An 880-nucleotide genomic window follows, 5' to 3' on the forward strand; every position below is an offset into this window, starting at 1 on the left:
GTCCGCAGCCGCCAAGGCGCAGCTCGTCATCCCCGAAGGCTTCACGCCGCCGCGCTATGTGACTGCGCTCGACATCCATTGCATGCCTGGCGGATATTGCAGCGAGGTCTGCGAAGACGATGTCTCGGTCGGCGCTCTCTACGATCGGGGCGTTTACCTCTATGCGATGGGCTATACCGGCCCGAACAATGACGACATGGGCCGCTCGGTGGTGAACTACCTCAAGCGCCACATGCCCGAGTTCAAGCCGCGCCGCATCCTCGACATGGGATGCACGGTCGGCCACTCCACCCTCCCCTATAAGGAGCTTTTCCCTGACGCTGAGGTCTGGGGTATCGACGTCGGAGGCCCGTGCGTTCGCTATGCCCATGCACGTGCTGCCGGCATGGGGCTCGATGTCAACTATGCGCAGATGAACGCAGAGGAGACGAGCTTTCCCGATGGCCATTTCGACCTCGTCGTCAGTCACATCCTGCTGCACGAGACGTCGGGCAAGGCCATGCCGAAAATCTTTGCCGAGGCGCACCGCGTGCTCGCACCGGGGGGCCTGATGATCCACGCGGATCTCCCGCCCTTCGATCTGATGGACCCCTTCACCCAGTTCATCCTCGACAACGAAACCTGGTACAATAACGAACCCTTCTGGGGTGCAATGCGCGACATGGACCAGTTCGCCCTGGCTGAGAGGGCCGGCTTTGACCGTGCCGACGTCCGCTTCGACACCGCGCCGATGGCGGTGATGGAGTTCGCCGCTGCTGCCGAAGGGTATAGCCAGGAAGCAAGCGAGGCCGTGGCCGAGCGCGAGTTCACTGCCGGCGAGTTCGCCCCCGGCGGTGGCTGGGAGGTGCTGATCGCCCGCAAACCCCTCGAAAAGAAGATG

General features: G+C 63.1%; 1 protein-coding gene. It reads left to right on the top strand.

Annotated elements, in window-relative coordinates; genetic code table 11:
* Positions 1–880, top strand: an 880-nt coding sequence (locus AWV70_RS22520) for a class I SAM-dependent methyltransferase (protein ID WP_060210632.1), incomplete at both ends; no start/stop codon positions are given.

This window comes from Sporosarcina koreensis (assembly GCF_001531445.1).
Classification (GTDB): Bacteria; Bacillota; Bacilli; order Bacillales_A; family Planococcaceae; genus Sporosarcina; species Sporosarcina koreensis_C.